The following is a 17,961-nucleotide window of genomic DNA, read 5'->3' as shown; positions in this document are numbered from 1 at the left end:
ATAGGAGTGCGCGCCCGACTTCTGGACCGTCACGGCCCGGACCGGCCGACGCCGTGCGATCTGGAGAACCGGAATGGGCGAGTCCCGACAATCCTCCCCGAGCGTGGGCGCCGACGTGGGCGTGGCGCTGCGGAAACTCGTGCCGCCGCCCGCGCTGTGCGGCTTCCTCCTGCTGCTCGCGCTCATGTTCGTGGCGTCGTACGCCGCCGGTGCCGCCGTCGGTCCCGTGGCACCCGGCATGCACGAGACCGGCACGAGCCGCGACGGAGACGACGGCGGTGACGGAGACGGCGGCGGGGGCGGCATGGACATGGACACGGACATGGGTGACACACACGGGACCGGCGGCCGATGAGCCCCGAACCGGTGGCCGTCGTCGTGACGACCGACCTGACCGTCGGCGGGATGACTTGCGCGGCCTGTGTGAACCGCGTCGAGAAGAAGCTCGCCAAGCTGGACGGAGTCACCGCGACCGTCAACCTGGCCACCGGCCGGGCCCGGGTGACCCATCCGGCCCATGTCCCACCCGAGGAACTCCTCGCCACGGTCGAGAAGGCCGGCTATTCGGCCGCTCTCCCCGCCCCGCCCGAGCGGCCGGAACGTCAGGGCGAGAGCGAGGGCGAGCCCGAAGACGCCCGGCAGGAGCGCGAGCGGCTGACGGTCACGGCGCTGCTCGCCGTGCCGGTGCTCGTCCTGTCGATGGTGCCCGCGTGGCAGTTCCGCAACTGGCAGTGGCTGTGCTTCGTACTGGCCGCCCCGGTCGCGGTGTGGGGCTCCTGGCCGTTCCACGTACGGGCGTTGCGGGGGCTGCGGCACTCGACGGCGACCATGGACACGCTGGTCTCCCTGGGCGTGGTGGCCTCCTTCTCCTGGTCGGCGTACGCGCTGTTCCTCGGCGGCGCGGGCGAGCCCGGGATGCGGATGCCGTTCAGTCTCCTGCCCTCGGCGTCGGAGGGCGTCGCGCACATCTATCTCGAAGCGGCCGTGGGCGTACCGCTGTTCGTGCTGGCCGGCCGTTTCCTGGAGGCACGGGCCCGGCACGGGACAGGGGCCGCACTGCGCTCGCTCGCCCAACTCGCCACCAAGGAGGTCTCGGTACGCGAGGGCGGCTCCGAACGCCTCTTGCCCGTCGAGCAGTTGAGGACGGGGCACGTCTTCTTCGTACGTCCCGGGGAGCGGGTCGCCACCGACGGGCAGGTGACGGAGGGCAGTTCGGCCGTGGACCTGTCCCTCGTCACGGGCGAGAGCGAGCCGGTCGAGGTCGGACCGGGCTCGGCGGTGGTGGGCGGTGCCGTCAACGCCGGCGGGCTGCTGCTCGTACGGGCCACTGCGGTCGGTGCCGACACCCAACTCGCCCGAATCACAAAATTGGTGACGGAAGCTCAGGCGGGGAAGGCGCGCGCTCAGCGGCTGGCCGACGCGGTGGCCGGGGTGTTCGTGCCAGTGGTGCTGGCGCTCGCCGTGACCGTGCTCGGATTCTGGCTCGGCGCCGGAGCCGAACCGCAGGCGGCGGTCACCGCGTGCGTGGCGGTACTGGTCGTGGCCTGTCCGTGCGCGCTGGGTCTGGCGACACCGACCGCGCTCATGGCGGCCACCGGGCGCGGCGCCCAACTGGGCGTCCTGGTCGGCGGACCGCAGGCCCTGGAGTCGCTCCAGCACATCGACACAGTCGTACTCGACAAGACCGGCACCCTCACCTCCGGCCACATGAGCGTCGCCCGGGTCACCGCCGTGCCCGGCGGACTCGGGCGGGAGGCGGTACTGCGACTGGCCGGCACGGTGGAACAGGGCTCCGAGCATCCACTGGGGCGCGCGATCGTCGCGTACGCCCAACGGGCCGTGCCCGAGCGGCCGTTGCCGGACGTGGGGGAGTTCAGCGCCGAGGCGGGCCGTGGTGTCCGGGGCCGGGTCGAAGGCAGGCTGGTCGAAGTCCTCGCACCGGACGGCGAGTTGCCCCCGGCGCTCACGGACGCGCTGGCGGGGGCGGAAGTCGCCGCGTACACCCCGGTCGTTGTTCTGGTGGACGGCGAGCCCGAGGCGCTGATCGAGATCGGTGACGTCGTGCGGCCCGGGAGCTACCGGGCGGTCGACCGGCTGCGGAGGCTGGGGGTGCGGCCGGTGCTCGCCACCGGGGACCGGGAGGCCCCGGCCCGGGCCGTCGCGTCCGCGCTCGGCATCGAGGAGGTGCACGCCCGCTGCACTCCAGAGGAAAAGGCCACTCTGGTACGGGAGTTGAGGGAGGACGGCCGCCGGGTCGCGGTCGTCGGCGACGGTGTGAACGACGCCGCCGCGCTGGCCGGCGCCGACCTGGGGATCGCCATGGGCGGCGGGACGGACGCGGCCATCGGAGCCGCCGACGTGACGCTCGTACGCGGTGACATCGAGGCCCTGGCGGACGCCGTACGACTCGCCCGGCGCACCCTGGGCACGATCAGGGCCAACCTCCTGTGGGCCTTCGGCTACAACGCGGTGACCGTGCCGCTCGCCATGGTGGGCCTGCTCAATCCGATGGTGGCCGCGGCTGCCATGTCGGTGAGTTCGCTGCTCGTGGTCGGCAACAGCCTGCGGCTGCGAGCCTGGCAGCCGACGCGCACCCGGAGCCGCACACGATGACGCGGACGACGACGATGACGACGACCGAGCTGCATCATCCGTGGCGTCCGACCCGGCGCCGCCTCACCGACACCCTGCTGGCCGCCCTCGCGCCCGTTGCCGCGTGCAGCGTCGCGCTCGGCGCCCTGACCACCTGGATCGCCACCGGCCGAGCGGGCGACCCGGCACGGATCGAGGTCACCGCCGGACGCGTCTTCCTGCCGTACGGCGACACCCGGGACACCGCCGCGTTCTTCCGGATCACCAACTCCGGGGACGCGGACGACCGGCTCGTCCGCGTCGAGTCGCCCGGTGCCGGCGGTGAGGTCACGCTCGGGCGTCACCGCACCACGGGCGGCGCCGCCGCGTACCGGGCTCCGGTGGCCTCGGCCGCCGTCCCGGCCCACTGCAGCCTCACCATGTCCCCGCACGGCCTCGACGTGATCCTGCGGGCGGGCCCGCGGTGGGAACTCGGCGATCCGGTCCGGTTCACGCTGCACTTCCGGCGCAGCGGGCCGGTCACGGTGGAGGCGGTCGTGGTCAGCCCGGGCGATGTGAGTGCCTCACCGTGACGACCGGTCGGCGGATGTGGGGACGAGGCCCTTGACCGCGGGGCGGGGGTGGGGCACGCGCACGGTACGGGCCGCGGTGTTCGCGGCCGTCTGCGTGGTGCTCGCCGCCCTCGGGCACGTGATGATGTCCGGCTCCCCGGTGCCCTGGTGGACGATGGCCGCCGGGGGTGTGATGACGGGCGGCGCGGGCTGGTGCCTGGCCGGCGGTGAACGCCAACTGCCGCTGATCGTGACCGTGGTGGCCGTCGCCCAGGGGCTGCTCCACGCGGGGTTCCCGCTCGCCCGGCCAGCCGCGCCGTCGGTGGGCTCGGGCTCGGGCGGCGGGGCCTCCATGCCGATGGCAACCGCCGGGCGCGACATGGGCGCTCCAAGGCGGGCCCGTACCGCGGTGCCCCTGTCCCTGGGGCCCGCACGCCGCGCCGACGACGGCGGCCCGGCCTCGACGGTGGCGCGGGCAGGCCGGGATCTGGCCTGAACGGTCCGCATGCCGCCGATACTCCGCTTCCCGGCAGCCGCTCCGCGCGATAGTCGCGGGGCGTTCCGGGGCATGTCCCGGTCCGCCGACCGCCCGTCCCGATCCGGTGCGCGGGCCCGAACGAGAAACTGAGAGCGAAGAGTTGACTCCCGAGAACACCCACAACCCGTCCGAGACCTCAGACGCCGCCGGCCCGGCCGGGTCGCCGGAACGACCGCCGTCCTGTCGCGACCTGGTCGGCCTGCTCGCCCAGAACGACCGGCGTTCGGCGTACGCGGCCCTGGTGCTCGGCGCCACGACCCTGGAGCAGGTCGCGGAACGCACCGGGCTGCGCCCGGCGGCCGCGGCGATGGCACTCCAGAAACTGGCGGAGGGAGGGGTGGCCCGCCACGACCAGGCGCAGGGCACGTACGTGCTCCTTGACGACACCTTCCGCCTCGCCGTGCGTGAGGAGGTGCGGCTGACCGGCCGGGGTGGCGGGGACGGGGCGGGCGCCTACTTCCGAAAGGGCCGACTGACCTCGATACCCGGAAACGCGCAGGTGCGGAACCGGGTCCTTTCGGTCGTCGCGGACTCCTTCGAGAAGGGCGTCACCTATCCGGAGTCCAAGGTGAACGCCATCTGCGGCGGCTGGCTCGACGACTGGGTCAGCCTGCGGCGCGCGCTGGTCGACGAGGGGCTGCTGCGCCGGGACGCTGCCGCCCGGTACGAGCGGGTCTGACGGAGGCCGCCGCCATGACGCCGCTGTCGGCGTCGCGGCCCAGTTCCCGTCGAGCCGCTTTCAGGATGCGCGGGCGGGTCAGGGAGGACTGTCGAGCTAGTTGCACATCGATGGGCAATAAACTAGCCTGCACATTGATGGGCAATTAAGTCGCCCCGCTCGTCCCGCTCACCCCTCCCAGGAGCCTCCGATGCCGCTCTTCGCCAATACGCCTGTCGAGAAGATGACAGGGCCCTACTCGCGGCGCCGGCTCGCCCTGCTGGTGCTGTGTCTGAGCCTGCTGATCGTGGTCATGGCGAACACGTCGCTGATCGTGGCGGCGCCGGACATGACCAAGGACCTGGGCCTGAGCAGCAGTGACCTGCAGTGGGTCATCGACGGCTACACCGTTCCGTACGCCGCGCTGATGCTCGTCCTCGGCTCGATCGGCGACAAGTACAGCCGTCGCGGGGCGCTCGTCGCGGGTCTGGTGATCTTCGCGGGCGGTTCGGTGATGGGCAGCCTGGTCGACGGGACGGGCCTGGTGATCACGGCCCGCGCGATCATGGGTGTCGGCGCGGCGGTGGTCATGCCGGCCACGCTGTCGCTGCTGGTCGCGATCTTCCCGAAGGAGGAGCGGGCCAGGGCGATCACGGCCTGGACCGCCACCTCCGGCCTCGCCATCGCGGTCGGCCCGCTGGTGGCCGGCTGGCTCCTGGAGGACCACGCCTGGGGCTCGACCTTCCTGATCAACGTCCCCATCGCCGTCGTCGCCGTGATCGGCGCGCTGGTCCTGGTGCCGCCGTCGAAGGCGGCGAACGCGGGCCGGATCGACTACGTGGGCGGCCTGCTGTCGATCGTCTCGGTCGGCTCGCTGGTCTACGCGATCATCGAGGGCCCGCACTTCGGCTGGGGCACCGGCCCGGTCGCCGCCGCGCTGGTCGCGGGCGTGGGCCTGCCGGCCTTCGTGCTCTGGGAGCTGCGTCACCCGCACCCGATGCTGGACGTACGCAGGTTCGCCCAGCGTCCCTTCAGCGGCTCGATGCTGGCGGTGCTGTTCTTCTTCTTCGGTACCTTCGGGGCGATCTACTACTCCACCCAGTTCCTGCAGTTCGTCCTCGGCTACGGCGCGCTGGAGACCGGCGTCCGTCTGCTGCCGCTGGCCGGTGCGGTGTTCGTCGGCGCCGCGGCCACCGGGCGCCTGACCCCGAAGCTCGGCATGAAGGCGATGGTGGTGGCCGGCATGGCGATCGGCACCGCGGGCGTCCTCCTGCTCACCCGGATCGACACGGGTTCGACGTACGCCGACTTCCTGGCGCCGATGATGATGCTCGGGCTCGCGATCGGTCTGAGCGTGTCCCCCGCCACCGACACCATCATGAGCTCCTTCCCGGAGAGCGAGCTGGGCGTCGGCGGCGGCGCCAACGACACCGCGCTGGAACTCGGCGGCTCCCTCGGCATCGCCGTACTGGGCTCGCTGCTGGCCACCGCCTACAAGGACCGGCTTGCCGACCTGGTCGGCGGGCAGCTGCCGGCCTCCGCGATGGAGACGGCCAAGGACTCGGTCGGCGGCGGTCTGGCGGTCGCCGAGCAGATCGCGAAGACCCCCTCCGCCGGACCCCAGCAGGCGCAGGCCCTGATCGACGCGGTGCACGAGGCCTTCGCCCACGGTGTCGCGCACACCAGCCTGATCGGCGGAATCATCATGGCCGCCGGAACCGTGATCGTCCTCGCGGTCCTGCCCGGCCGCAAGGCCGTGAAGCACGACGACCAGGAGGAGCCGGAGGAGAGCCCGAAGGAGCGCGTGGACGTCGCCTGAGGACGCACACGCGGGTCGGCTCCCGAACCCGAAGAACTGAGCCGACCACCAGGAGGCCGGACCTGAGGTCCGGCCTCCTTCACCCACGACGGGTCGTGCCCGAGCGGCGCACGGCCCGGGCGGTGCCGGGCGGGCCCCACCGGCCGAGGCCGGGGAGTGGGACCGGGCGGTCCCAGGAGCCGTAGGCCTCCGTCGTGGGAGAATCGGAGAGCCCTTCCCACCCCCTGCACCCGCGAGGACGTGCCGTGCCCAAGCCCGTGGTCCGTGAGCCGTTGCGAAGCAATTCGCGTTCCAACCGGGCCCGCATCCTCGCCACCGCCCGACAGGAGCTCGGGCGGAACCCCGACGTCACCCTGGAGGAGATCGCGCGGGCGGCCGGCGTGGTCCGCCGCACGCTCTTCGGGCACTTTCCGGGGCGCGCGGCCCTGCTGGACGCTCTCGCGGAGGAGGCGTCCGAGGCCCTGCGCGGCGTTGTGGCCCGTAAGCCGGACGTGGTGGAGGCACCCGAGCGGGCGCTCGCGCGCTTCGTCCTGTCGATCTGGTCGGTGGGGGACCGCTACCGGCTGCTCCTGGCGCTCGCCCGCCAGGATCTGGGCATGGAGCGGGTGTCCGAGGTGCTGGCCCCGGCCCGCGACGAGGCGACAGCCGTCCTCGAACGAGGGCAGCACGCGGGCGTGTTCCACGACCACCTGCCGGCGGTGGTCCTCAGTTCCGCCCTGGAAGCCCTGACCATCTCCCTGCTCGAAAGCGTCAACGCGGGGACGTGGGAGGACGACGGCACGCGGACCGCCGTCGCCACGCTGGTCGCGGCGGGCGTACCGGAGAAGGAGGCGTCCGCGGTCGTCGAGGGCGTCGCGTCGGAGGAACGCGCCGAGGCCGCCGACGCGTAGGGGCCGTCGCCCTGTGGCGCACGAGCCCGTATGGGGCATGTCCCGTACGGGGCATATGGGGTCGTGCGAGGCCCGAGGGAACCTGTTCGTCATGTCGTGGCATCTTGATCATCGGAAGGAAAGCCACGCCCGCACGAACAGGAAGTACGCCTTGGACACCACAGGATCCAGCTCCCGTCTCAGCTCCAGCTCCAGCTCCAGCTCCAGCTCCGGTTTCGGTGCCGGCTCCCGCGCCCGCTTCAGCTCACACCCGAGCCGCCGCACGGCACTGGCCCTGGGCGCCGGAGCGGCGCTGGCGGTCACCGTCCCGACCGCCGCGCATGCCTCGGCCCCCGGCGGAGAGAGCCTCGCCGGGCAGCTGGGTGACCTGGAGCGGGAGTACTCCGCGCGGCTCGGGGTCTTCGCCCACGACACGGCCACGGGCCGGACCGTGGCCTATCGCGCCGACGAACGTTTCCCGATGTGCTCGGTGTTCAAGACGCTCACGGCCGCGGCCGTCCTGAGGGACCTCGGCCGCGACCGCGAGTTCCTGGCCCGGCGCATCCGGTACACCAGGGAGTACGTCACGGCCTCGGGCTACGCCCCGATCACGGGCACGGACGAGAACGTCGCGAACGGCCTGACCGTCGAGGAGCTGTGCTCCGCCGCCGTCTCCCAGAGCGACAACGGCGCCGCGAACCTCCTCCTGCGCGGGCTGGGCGGACCGACCGCGATCACCCGGTTCTCCCGCTCGACCGGGGACCGGATCACCCGGCTCGACCGGTGGGAGCCCGAGCTGAACTCGGCGGAACCGTGGCGGAAGTCCGACACCACCAGCCCACGCGCCATCGGGCGGACCAGCGCGCGGCTCGTGATCGGCGGGGCGCTCCCGGCCGAGGACCGCGAACGGCTGACCGGGTGGTTGATCGCCAACACCACCAACACCGAGCGCTTCCGCGCCGGCCTGCCCAGCGACTGGATCCTCGCGGACAAGACCGGGGGCGGTTCGTCGTACGGGGTCGCCAACGATGTCGGCGTCGTATGGCCTCCCGGCCGTCCGCCCGTGGTGCTGTCCGTCCTGTCGACCAAGTACGCCGCCGACGGGCCCCAGGAAAACCCGCTGGTGGCCCGGGCGGCCGCGTTGGTGGCGGCAGAGCTCACCTGACGCCGCAGGGGGGAGCGTGCATCCTCCTGTGGCGGCCACGAGTCGCCGTCGCTGCTCCGCCGGCTCCCCGAGAGTGCGCTCCTCGCCCGCCGGGCGCGGACCACGCGTACGCCAGGACGGCCCGATGAACGATCAGATGGCCCGGCCTGCGCTGACTCCGGTCCGGGGCTCGGCTCGTATCGCCGTCGCCGCCCGCTGACCTTTCTGGAGAACGGCTACCACCTCGTCAGTTCCCTGGGTGATGGCGCCACGGTGCTCTGCGCGATCGCGTTCCTGGCCTGGCTGTGGCGCGTGCGGGACAACGCGCGCGTTCTGTCGCGACAACGGCCGCGTTACGCCTCGCCGTGGGTCTACGCGGGCTGGATCGTGCCCGTCCTGAACCTGTGGATACCCCGCGGGATCGTCGCGGACGTCCACCGGGCGAGCGCCCCTGGGGCACGGCTTCCCCGCGCCGTGAACTGGTGGTGGGGTCTGTGGCCGGCAGGGATGCTGGGCGGGGTGGGGCTGATGTACGCGGACTCCACGGACGAGGTCATCGTGCGTGCCTACACGGACGTACACCTGCTGCTGGCGGCCGACGCGGCCGTCGTGGGCGCGGCCGTGGCGTGCGTGTTCGTGGTCCGCGCGCTCAGCGCGGCGCAGCAGCCGGGCATGGACGAGCCTTCGCGGCACGGCGACGCCCGGCTGTCCTGGCCCGCGGACCCGGCCGTCCGGCCGGGGACACAGTGTCCCCGGCCGGACGGCCGGATCGGTCAGGTCGGTCAGGTCGGTCGGGTCAGTCAGCGGTGGGCAGTTCGGCGCGGACCGCCTGCGCTGCCGCGACCAGGTTGTCCAGGGACGCCCGGGTCTCGGGCCAGCCGCGGGTCTTCAGGCCGCAGTCGGGGTTGACCCAGAGCCGTTCGGCCGGGATGGCCTCAAGTCCCTTGCGCAGCAGGGCGGCTGCCTCGTCCGTGCTCGGCACGCGCGGGGAGTGGATGTCGTAGACGCCGGGTCCGGCCTCGCGCGGATAGCCGTGCGCGGCCAGTTCGCGGGCGACCTGCATGTGGGAGCGGGCCGCCTCCAGGCTGATGACGTCCGCGTCGAGGTCGTCGATGGCCTGGACGATGTCGCCGAACTCGGCGTAGCACATGTGGGTGTGGATCTGGGTGTCCGGTCGGACACCGGCGGTGGTGAGCCGGAACGCCTCGGTGGCCCACGCCAGATAGCCGGGGCGGTCGGCGGCCCGCAGCGGCAGGGTCTCGCGCAGCGCGGGTTCGTCGACCTGGATGACCGAAGTCCCGGCCGTCTCAAGGTCGTTGACCTCGTCGCGCAGGGCGAGGGCGACCTGCCGGGCGGTGTCGCCGAGGGGCTGGTCGTCCCGGACGAAGGACCAGGCGAGCATGGTGACCGGCCCCGTGAGCATGCCCTTGACGGGGCGTTGGGTCAGCGACTGGGCGTACGTCGTCCAGCGCACGGTCATCGGCTCGGGGCGGGAGATGTCGCCGGCCAGGATCGGCGGACGGACGTAACGGGTGCCGTAGGACTGGACCCAGCCGTGCTGCGTGGCGAGGTACCCCGTCAGCTGCTCGGCGAAGTACTGGACCATGTCGTTGCGTTCGGCCTCGCCGTGCACGAGGACGTCCAGGCCGGCCTTCTCCTGGAACGAGATCACCTCCTGGATCTCGGCCCTGATGCGCTCCTCGTAGCCGGCCGTGTCGATGCGCCGGGCGCGCAGGTCGGCGCGGGCGACGCGCAGTTCGGCGGTCTGCGGGAAGGAGCCGATGGTGGTGGTCGGCAGCAGCGGCAGGCCGAGGTGGGCGCGCTGGGCGGCGGTGCGTTCGCCGTACGGCTGGGAGCGGCGGGCGTCGGCGTCCGTGACCGCACCGACCCGCGCGCGCACAGCGGGGTCGCGGGTGATGGGCGAGTTCGCGCGGGAGGCCAGGGCGGCCCGGTTGGCGGCGAGTTCGCCGGTGATCGAACCCGTGCCCTGGGCGAGACCCTTGGCGAGGGTGACGGTCTCGGCCGTCTTCTGCCGGGCGAAGGCGAGCCAGCGCAGGATCTGCGGCTCGATGTCCCGTTCGGCGGTGGCGTCGAGCGGCACGTGGAGCAGTGAGCAGGACGCGGCCACGTCGACCCGGTCGGCCAGCCCGAGCAGGGTGCCGAGCGTGGCGAGCGACGCCGACAGGTCGTTGACCCAGATGTTGCGGCCGTTGACCACGCCCGCGATCAGGCGCTTGCCGGGCAGTCCGCCCACGGCGGCGAGCGCGTCGAGGTTGGCGGCTGCCGCCTCGGTGAAGTCGAGGGCGAGGCCCTCCACCGGCGCCTTGGCCAGCACCGGCAGCGCGTCGCCGAGCCGGTCGAAGTAGGAGGCGACCAGCAGCTTCGGACGGTCGGTGAGCGCGCCGAGATCGCGGTAGGCGCGGGTGGCGGCGTTGAGTTCGGCGGGCGTACGGTCCTGGACCAGGGCCGGTTCGTCGAGCTGCACCCACTCCGCGCCCGCCGCCCGCAGGTCGGAGAGGACCTCGGCGTACACGGGCAGCAGCCGGTCGAGCAGGGTCAGCGGGTCGAAGTCGGCGGCCACACCGGGTGCGGGCTTGGCGAGCAGGAGATAGGTGACGGGGCCGACGAGGACCGGCCGGGCGGTGAGGCCGAGCGCGAGGGCTTCGCGGAGCTCGGCGACCTGCTTGGCGGAGTCGGCCGTGAAGACGGTGTCCGGGCCCAACTCCGGGACCAGATAGTGGTAGTTGGTGTCGAACCACTTCGTCATCTCCAGCGGCGCCACGTCCTGGGTGCCGCGGGCCATCGCGAAGTAGCCGTCGAGCGCGTCGGCCTCGACCGCGGCGCGGTGGCGGGCGGGGATCGCGCCGACCATGACGCTGGTGTCCAGGACATGGTCGTAGTACGAGAAGTCGCCGGTGGGCACTTCGTGGATGCCGGCCTCGGCCAGCTGCCGCCAGTTGGCGCGGCGCAGTTCGGCGGCGGTGGCCCGGAGGGCGTCGGCGTCGACGCGGACCTTCCAGTACCCCTCGATCGCCTTCTTCAGTTCCCGGCCCCTGCCCTGACGGGGGTAGCCGTACACGGTGGCCCGTGCCGCCGCGGCTGCGGACTTCGATGTCACGGAACTCTCCTTCGCGAGATGTCTCCCTGAGATCCCGGGACGGACGTGAGCGCGAAGGGGGTGACGAACCCGGCGGAAGCATCTCGCGCGGCAAGGCGCGATCGTCCGCCGGACATGTACGCCGACCTGCCCACGAGGTCACCGGGGTGTCCGCGCACAAGTGGTTTGCGCGCGGGCAGTTGGCAGGTCTTCGGACTCGCGGGCACACCCTCCGTACGGAGGACACCTACTGGCCGTCGCTTCCCAAGCCCCGCTTCATGGGGCCCAGTGCGTATGACGGCGGTCGTTCCCGCTCACCGCTGCGGGGCAGTCCCGGATTCCCACCGGGTTCCCTCTTGCGACGCATCCCGCCTGGCGGACGGGGCGAACCAGCTACGCGGGCCAGCCTAAGGGTTGGGGGTCGGACGCGTCGATTTTTTAGATGCCGGCCGGTGGCGGCTGATCGCGCCCCGCGGCGGAGCCGCAAATCGGTACAGCCCCGCGCCCCTGAGGCGGCTCAGTCCGGCCGGGGTCCGAATGCCCTCAGGATTCGTTCGGCCGCCAGTGTCGCCGTCAACTCGCCCTCTCGTACCTGCCGTTCGAGGTCCGGCGCGAGGGCGCGTACGGCAGGGTCGGCGTGCAGTCGGCCCAGAAGCTCGTCGCGCACCATCGTCCAGGTCCAGTCGACCTGCTGGTCACGGCGTTTGGCGGCGAGGCGGCCCGCGGAGTCGAGGAGCGTACGGTGCTGTTCGAGGCGCTCCCAGACCGTGTCCAGGCCGGTCGACTCACGGGCGCTGCAACTCAGCACCGGTGGCGTCCAGGCGGCGTCGGCGGGATGCATCAGCCGCAGCGCGCCCGCCAACTCCCTTGCCGCGCCCCGGGCATCGCGCTCGTGCGGCCCGTCCGCCTTGTTGACGGCGATCACGTCGGCCAGCTCCAGGACACCCTTCTTGATGCCCTGCAACTGGTCCCCGGTGCGGGCGAGGGTGAGGAGCAGGAAGGAGTCGACCATGTTCGCGACCGCGGTCTCGGACTGGCCGACGCCGACCGTCTCCACGAGTACGACGTCGTAACCGGCCGCCTCCATCACCACGATCGACTCCCGGGTCGCCTTCGCGACTCCGCCGAGCGTGCCCGCGGTGGGGGAGGGCCGGATGAAGGCCGCCGGATCGACTGCCAGGCGTTCCATACGCGTCTTGTCGCCCAGGATGGACCCGCCCGTCCGGGTCGACGACGGGTCGACGGCGAGCACCGCGACCCGGTACCCGAGCGAGGTGAGCAGCGTCCCGAACGCGTCGATGAACGTCGACTTGCCCACGCCCGGCACACCGCTGATGCCGATCCGCCGCGCCTTCCCGCTGTGCGGCAGCAGCTCGGTCAGCAACTCCTGCGCCATCGCCCGGTGTTGGGGCCTCGTCGACTCGACGAGTGTGATGGCCCGCGCCACCAGCGCCCGCTTCCCGTCGAGCACGCCCTTCACATAGGTGTCGAGGTCGATCGCCATGGGGCTCAGAGTTCGTGGCCGAGGTCGGTGGCCAGGCGCTCGACCAGGTCGTACGCCGCGTCCGGGATCACCGTCCCGGGCGGGAAGACGGCCGCCGCGCCCATCTCGATCAGCGTGGGCACGTCCTGCGGCGGAATCACCCCGCCGACCACGACCATGATGTCCTCGCGCCCCTCCTCCGCGAGCGACTCCCTGAGCGCCGGTACGAGGGTCAGGTGCCCGGCGGCCAGCGAGGACACCCCGACGATGTGCACGTCCGCCTCGACGGCCTGGCGGGCCACCTCGCCCGGCGTCTGGAACAGCGGGCCGACATCGACATCGAAGCCGAGGTCGGCGAAGGCGGTCGCGATCACCTTCTGGCCGCGGTCGTGGCCGTCCTGGCCCATTTTGGCGACCAGGATGCGCGGGCGGCGGCCCTCGGCCTCCTCGAAGGCGTTCACCAGCGTGCGGGTGCGCTCGACGGACGGGGACTCGCCGGCTTCGGTGCGGTACACACCGGAGATCGTACGGATCTGGCTCGAGTGCCGCCCGTACACCTTCTCCAGGGCGTCGGAGATCTCGCCGACCGTGGCCTTCGCGCGGGCCGCGTTCACGGCCAGCTCCAGCAGGTTGCCCTCACCGCCCGCCGCCCGGGTCAGCGCGTCCAGCGAGTCCTGGCAGGCCCGCTCGTCGCGCTCCGCGCGCAGCCGCCGCAGCTTCTCGATCTGCTGGGTCCGTACGGAGGAGTTGTCGACCTTGAGGACGTCGATCTGCTCGTCGGTCTCGACGCGGTACTTGTTCACGCCGATCACCGGCTGGCGCCCGGAGTCGATACGGGCCTGGGTACGGGCCGCGGCCTCCTCGATGCGCAGCTTGGGGATGCCCGCGTCGATGGCCTTGGCCATACCGCCCGCCGCCTCGACCTCCTCGATGTGCTGCCAGGCCCGGCGCGCGAGGTCGTACGTCAGCTTCTCGATGTACGCGCTGCCGCCCCACGGGTCGATCACCCGGGTCGTGCCGGACTCCTGCTGGATCAGCAACTGGGTGTTGCGGGCGATGCGGGCGGAGAAGTCGGTGGGCAGGGCGAGCGCCTCGTCCAGGGCGTTGGTGTGCAGCGACTGGGTGTGGCCCTGGGTGGCCGCCATCGCCTCCACGCACGTACGCGTCACGTTGTTGAACACGTCCTGCGCGGTCAGCGACCAGCCCGAGGTCTGCGAATGGGTGCGCAGGGACAGGGACTTGGCGTTCTGCGGGTCGAACTGCTTGACCAGCTTGGCCCACAGCAGCCGCGCGGCCCGCATCTTCGCGATCTCCATGAAGAAGTTCATGCCGATCGCCCAGAAGAACGAGAGCCGGGGCGCGAACGCGTCCACGTCCATCCCCGCGTCCCGTCCCGCCCGGATGTACTCGACTCCGTCGGCCAACGTGTACGCCAGCTCCAGGTCGGCCGTCGCGCCCGCCTCCTGGATGTGATAGCCGGAGATGGAGATGGAGTTGTAGCGCGGCATCCGCTGCGAGGTGAAGGAGAAGATGTCGGAGATGATCCGCATCGACGGCTTCGGCGGATAGATATAGGTGTTGCGGACCATGAACTCCTTGAGGATGTCGTTCTGGATGGTCCCGGCCAACTTCTCGGGCGGTACGCCCTGTTCCTCCGCGGCGACGATGTAGAGCGCCAGCACCGGCAGCACGGCGCCGTTCATCGTCATCGACACGGTCATCTTGTCCAGCGGGATCCCGTCGAACAACTGCCGCATGTCGTAGATGGAGTCGATGGCGACACCCGCCATGCCGACGTCACCGGTCACCCGCGGGTGGTCGCTGTCGTAACCCCGGTGCGTGGGCAGGTCGAACGCGACGGACAGACCCTTCTGGCCGGCCGCCAGGTTGCGCCGGTAGAAGGCGTTGGACTCCTCGGCCGTGGAGAAGCCGGCGTACTGGCGGATCGTCCAGGGCTGGTTGACGTACATCGTCGGGTACGGGCCGCGCAGATACGGGGCCACGCCCGGGTACGTACCCAGGAAGTCCAGGCCCTCCAGGTCCTGCCCGGTGTAGAGGGGCTTGACCGCGATGCCCTCCGGGGTCTCCCAGAGGAGGTCGTCGCCGCCGGCCGCCTTCTTGACGGCGTCGCGCCACTCGTCGGGGCCGCCGTCCGCGGTCGGGACCCCCAGCTCGATCCCGGAGAAGTCGGGGATTCGTCCCGTCGGTTTCATCAGGACACTCCCATGCGGTCGAGGGTGGCGGACAGTACGGCTACGGCGTCACAGCCCGCGAAGACGTAGGCGTCGACACCGGAGTACTGCCCGGGACGTCCGGCGAGGAACACCTGCGCGGCGCCGGCCGACTTGAGGGACGCGGCGACCTCGGCGGCCTGTTCCTCGTACAGCGCGTCACTGGAGCACAGGCAGGCCTCGGTGGCCCCGCTGTCCTCGAACCTGCCCTCGGTGACGGGTTCGATGCCGCCCGCCTGGAACAGGTTGGAGGCGAAGGTGAGGCGGGCGGTGTGCGCGGCGGCCGGGCCGAGGGCGGCCAGGAAGATCCGCGGCCGGGTGCCGGTCACCGCCAAGTGGGCGTCGGAGCGGGCGCGCAGGGCCTCGTACGCCTCGTCGCGCCGCACGCGGGGGAGTCCGCCGGACGGGGGCTCGGGTGCGGGCTCGCGTGTCACCGACCGCTCGGCGAGGTTCGGGAACTCGTTGACCCCGGTGACGGGTTCGCGCCGCTTGGCCAGCTTCGCGCTGCGCGCCGCCCAGGTGGCGGCCAGCTCCTCGCCGACCCGACCCGACCGCAGGGCCGCCGCCTGGCCGCCCTCCTGATCGATGGACTGGAAGAACTCCCAGCCCGCGTGGGCGAGTTCGTCGGTGAGCCGCTCCACGTACCAGGAGCCGCCCGCCGGGTCGATCACCCGGGCGAGATGCGACTCCTCGACCAGGATCGTCGAGGTGTTGCGGGCGATCCGGCGCGCGAACGCGTCCGGCAGGCCGAGTGCGTGGTCGAAGGGCAGCACGGTGACGGACTCGGCGCCGCCGACCCCGGCCGCGAGCGTCGCGACCGTGGCGCGCAGCATGTTCACCCACGGGTCCCGGCGGCTCATCATCACCGGCGAGGTCACCGCGTGCTGCACCTGTCCGCCTGGCGCCCCGCAGACCTCGGCGACCCGCGCCCAGAGCCTGCGCGCCGCGCGCAGCTTGGCGATGGTCAGGAACTGGTCGGCGGTGGCCGCGTACCGGAACTCCAGCTGCGCACAGGCCTGTTCGACGCTCAGCCCCGCCCCGGTCAGCTCCCGCAGATAGGCGACACCGGTCGCCAGCGAGGAGCCCAGCTCCTGCGCGGCGGACCCGCCGGCCTCGTGGTACGGCAGCGCGTCGACCGTCAGCGCCCGCAGCCCCGGGTACTCCTCGGCGCACAGCCGCGCGAGAGCGGCGACGGGCGCGAAGTCGAACCCGCCGTCCCCCGTACGGGCCTCATGGCCGAGGGGATCGGCGCCGAGGTTGCCGCGGGCGGCGTCGCGTGCGACACCCCGCTCCTCGTACAGCCGCAGCAACTCCCGTGCGGCGGGCTCGACTTCACGCCCCGCCTCCAGGACGACAGGTGCCAGGTCGAGGTAGACGCCGTCGAGGACCTGGCCGAGCGACGACACGGGGAAGCCGCCCGCGCCGACGGCCAGCCACAGCGAGGCGACCCCGTTCTCCAGGTCCGCGAGGACCGCGCCGTTGTCGGCGGCCGTGTGCCGCTGCCGTACGTCCCAGCCGCCGAGGGTGTTGCCCTCGGCACGGCCGCCTCTCACGAAGGGGGCGAAACCGGGCAGGCCGGGATCCGGCGCGGAGTCGTGTGCGCTGTAGAGGGGCCGGGCGCGCAGCCCGTCCTCGAGCGTGGTGGACAGGGCGTCCTCAGCTGCGTCGTCCGAGACTTCCTTGCCCGACTTGCGCAGTACGCCCGCCACGAGGCGTTGCCACTGCTCATGGGTCGCGTCAGGGAACTCGGCGGCCAGCGAGAGCCCGTCGTCAGGCAGGACCGTCATGCTCGGATGCTAGGTCAGAACCACAGGTGAGCAGCAGAGGGACCCGCTGTGACCTTGACCTCCCAGGGGTCCCCTTGATCCTTGGACAGGGTTCGTACTACGGACGGCGGTGGCACGGCGTCCCCGGAGATCGTCCACGCCCACTTCTCGAACAGTTCTCGCACACAAGGGCGGCCTGGCGTGGACCGCCCGTGGGCCCGTCGGCCGCTGCCAGAGGGCGGGGGCCGGTGGCGCATCCGCTGCGGGGCGGTAAGTGTCTGCTCAGTCCCGGCGACACGCCGTATGCACGGCGTGTCGCCGGGACTCAGACCCCACTTGCCCTCGCCTTGGCGGGATTCGCCGGCAGCGGCAGCAGCCGCCGTACGACGGAACGGGCTCCTGGCTGCGAGACGGACCGCCGGCCCGGGAGCGTGTCTGTGAGCAGGTCCATCGTCGCCCGTAGCGCCTCCCGTTCCGGGGGCAACCGTCATGACTCCCCGCTGCTCGTGCCCACCCTGGAGGCCGCGAAGAAGCAGGTCGGTGTGTTTCCCGAGCAGGTCAACGTCAACTTGGACCGGGGCTACGACCGTGACAAGACCCGAGCCGCGCTCGAGGAACTGGGCTTCACCGGCGAGATCGCCCGCAAGGGCGTGCCCGCACCGATCCAGGCCGGCAAGAGGTGGGTCGTGGAGCGGAGCCACGCATGGATGAACGGCTTCGGCAGGCTCCGCCGCTGCACCGAGAAGCGCCAGTGCGTTGTGGACTTCCACCTCTACCTGTCCGCCGCAATCGTCACGCTCCGCATGCTCATCCGCCGCGTGACCCCGCTCTACCGCTGGGACGGACGGCCTGCCACCAAGAGACTCGAGTGACGCCTGCTGACGGGCGTCCGTCTGCGTCGGGCGGACAAGCACTGCCGCACGCCTGGGGAAGGCGCGCTGCTCAACGAGGGCAGGGCCGGCCCGCGCTCCTGGCTGTGGCAGCCGTGGTGATGATGGCGTCGAGCCGGTCCCGGGTTTTCACCAGGGTGCTGACCTGCGCATCGATGCGGCCCCGCTCGGCCGACAGCCGGTCGAGCAGCTCGGGGGTCACGTCACCGGTCTCGACACACGGCAGCTGTTCCACGATCGCCCTGCTCGACAGCCCTGCGGAGTACAGCTGCTGAATCAGCTGGACGGGGTCGACCGCGCTGTCCGGGTACTGCCGCTGGCCG

The 17,961-nt window shown here is 72.1% G+C and carries 13 protein-coding genes, 2 pseudogenes and 1 riboswitch; of the genes and pseudogenes, 10 read left to right on the top strand and 5 right to left on the bottom strand.

The features are described 5' to 3' along the window. Positions 1-103 precede the first annotated feature (103 nt). The 9 genes and pseudogenes from ACH4YP_RS12875 to ACH4YP_RS12835 form a co-directional block, all read left to right on the top strand. Positions 104-355: a hypothetical protein gene (locus ACH4YP_RS12875; protein ID WP_398490572.1), complete on the top strand. Its 252-nt coding sequence runs from the start codon at positions 104-106 to the stop codon at positions 353-355. Continuing rightward, the gene (locus ACH4YP_RS12870) at positions 352-2,613 is read left to right on the top strand and encodes a heavy metal translocating P-type ATPase (RefSeq protein WP_398490571.1); all 2,262 of its coding nucleotides are present in this window, start codon (positions 352-354) and stop codon (positions 2,611-2,613) included. Before ACH4YP_RS12875 ends, ACH4YP_RS12870 begins: the two co-directional genes overlap by 4 nt. Further along, complete coding sequence (locus ACH4YP_RS12865; RefSeq protein WP_398490570.1) at positions 2,610-3,164, top strand: copper chaperone PCu(A)C; 555 nt, start codon at positions 2,610-2,612, stop codon at positions 3,162-3,164. The genes ACH4YP_RS12870 and ACH4YP_RS12865 overlap by 4 nt, the downstream gene beginning before the upstream one ends. Positions 3,165-3,195: 31 nt before the next feature. Continuing rightward, the gene (locus tag ACH4YP_RS12860; RefSeq protein WP_398490569.1) at positions 3,196-3,639 is read left to right on the top strand and encodes a hypothetical protein; all 444 of its coding nucleotides are present in this window, start codon (positions 3,196-3,198) and stop codon (positions 3,637-3,639) included. A 142-nt stretch (positions 3,640-3,781) separates the two neighbouring features. After that, positions 3,782-4,360, top strand: coding sequence for a DUF2087 domain-containing protein (locus ACH4YP_RS12855; RefSeq protein ID WP_398490568.1), 579 nt, complete (start codon positions 3,782-3,784; stop codon positions 4,358-4,360). A 190-nt stretch (positions 4,361-4,550) separates the two neighbouring features. Next, positions 4,551-6,158, top strand: a complete 1,608-nt coding sequence (locus ACH4YP_RS12850; protein WP_398490567.1) for an MFS transporter — start codon at positions 4,551-4,553, stop codon at positions 6,156-6,158. Positions 6,159-6,403: 245 nt separating this feature from the next. After that, entirely contained in the window at positions 6,404-7,048 is a 645-nt protein-coding gene (locus ACH4YP_RS12845) for a TetR/AcrR family transcriptional regulator (protein ID WP_361071363.1), read from the top strand. A gap of 268 nt (positions 7,049-7,316) precedes the next feature. Then, positions 7,317-8,192, top strand: a complete 876-nt coding sequence (gene bla, locus ACH4YP_RS12840) for a class A beta-lactamase (RefSeq protein WP_398490817.1) — start codon at positions 7,317-7,319, stop codon at positions 8,190-8,192. 156 nt (positions 8,193-8,348) lie between these two features. Further along, positions 8,349-8,837, top strand: a pseudogene (locus tag ACH4YP_RS12835) (DUF4328 domain-containing protein); the annotation flags it as partial. A 130-nt stretch (positions 8,838-8,967) separates the two neighbouring features. Here the strand turns inward: ACH4YP_RS12835 and metE are convergent. The 4 genes from metE to ACH4YP_RS12815 form a co-directional block, all read right to left on the bottom strand. After that, on the bottom strand, positions 8,968-11,289 hold the full coding sequence (gene metE / locus ACH4YP_RS12830) for a 5-methyltetrahydropteroyltriglutamate--homocysteine S-methyltransferase (RefSeq protein ID WP_398490566.1): 2,322 nt from the start codon (positions 11,287-11,289) through the stop codon (positions 8,968-8,970). 163 nt (positions 11,290-11,452) lie between these two features. Continuing rightward, a riboswitch (cobalamin riboswitch) is annotated at positions 11,453-11,677 on the bottom strand. 108 nt (positions 11,678-11,785) lie between these two features. Then, complete coding sequence (meaB, locus tag ACH4YP_RS12825; protein ID WP_398490565.1) at positions 11,786-12,772, bottom strand: methylmalonyl Co-A mutase-associated GTPase MeaB; 987 nt, start codon at positions 12,770-12,772, stop codon at positions 11,786-11,788. 5 nt (positions 12,773-12,777) lie between these two features. After that, complete coding sequence (gene scpA / locus ACH4YP_RS12820; protein WP_398490564.1) at positions 12,778-14,964, bottom strand: methylmalonyl-CoA mutase; 2,187 nt, start codon at positions 14,962-14,964, stop codon at positions 12,778-12,780. Further along, positions 14,964-16,769, bottom strand: a complete 1,806-nt coding sequence (locus tag ACH4YP_RS12815) for a methylmalonyl-CoA mutase family protein (protein WP_398490563.1) — start codon at positions 16,767-16,769, stop codon at positions 14,964-14,966. The genes scpA and ACH4YP_RS12815 overlap by 1 nt, the downstream gene beginning before the upstream one ends. Positions 16,770-17,224: 455 nt before the next feature. Here ACH4YP_RS12815 and ACH4YP_RS12810 point away from each other — a divergent pair. Then, positions 17,225-17,620, top strand: a pseudogene (locus tag ACH4YP_RS12810) (transposase); the annotation flags it as partial. Positions 17,621-17,690: 70 nt separating this feature from the next. Here the strand turns inward: ACH4YP_RS12810 and ACH4YP_RS12805 are convergent. Continuing rightward, a partial coding sequence (locus ACH4YP_RS12805; RefSeq protein ID WP_398490562.1) for a MerR family transcriptional regulator occupies positions 17,691-17,961 on the bottom strand: 271 nt, incomplete at its 5' end.

Origin of the sequence: Streptomyces sp. NPDC020747, assembly GCF_044334695.1 — a bacterium.
Taxonomy (GTDB): Bacteria; Actinomycetota; Actinomycetes; order Streptomycetales; family Streptomycetaceae; genus Streptomyces.
Note: the sequence above shows the minus strand (reverse complement) of the source record. Positions and strands in the feature narration are given on the sequence as shown.